We start from the raw sequence: 531 nt of genomic DNA on the forward strand, positions 1-531 counted from the left end.
TCTGTGGATACAGAAAACCACGGGTTTACCCGTGGATGAATGCCTTTGGAGACGGTACGATGGATAAATGCAATATTACACCTCGTCCCATAGTGTCTATTACACGAAGTATCACGTAGTTTGGGTAACTAAGTACCGTCGGAAAATCCTGAATCCTGGTATGTGCAGCTACCTACGGAAGGTTATGCCAAAGTTACTGCGAAGTTTACCTGGCGTTGAGATCGAGACGATAGGCTTTGATGAAGATCATCTGCATATGATGATGCTTATCCCACCGAAATACAGTATTTCAGACGTCATGGGTAAACTAAAAAGCCTATCGTCGCACCACATGCGAAAAACGTTCAGTTGGCTAAGTAAGGTTTACTGGAAAGAGAACATTGTTTGGTCGCCAGGTTACTTTGTCAGTAGCGTAGGCGTGAATGAACAAATTATAGCGAATTACGTTAGACACCAGGGCGAAAAGGATTCTGGTCAACTCCGCATGGAGTTGTAACAGTAAGTACCCCGTGCATGCACGGGGGTATCTAC

General features: G+C 44.8%; 1 protein-coding gene. It reads left to right on the forward strand.

All coding sequences use genetic code 11. The features are described 5' to 3' along the window. Positions 1-67: 67 nt before the first annotated feature. A complete protein-coding gene (tnpA, locus tag MD535_RS25820; RefSeq protein ID WP_265678135.1) occupies positions 68-496 on the forward strand; it encodes an IS200/IS605 family transposase in 429 nt (142 codons plus the stop codon). Positions 497-531: the final 35 nt, after the last annotated feature.

The sequence above is a fragment of the Vibrio qingdaonensis genome, from assembly GCF_026191675.1.
In the GTDB taxonomy this organism is placed as follows: Bacteria; Pseudomonadota; Gammaproteobacteria; order Enterobacterales; family Vibrionaceae; genus Vibrio; species Vibrio qingdaonensis.

What these genes read in the sequence shown, in the direction of transcription:
- tnpA (WP_265678135.1), top strand. Translation starts at nt 68, where the DNA reads ATGCAATATTACACCTCGTCCCATAGTGTCTATTACACGAAGTATCAC.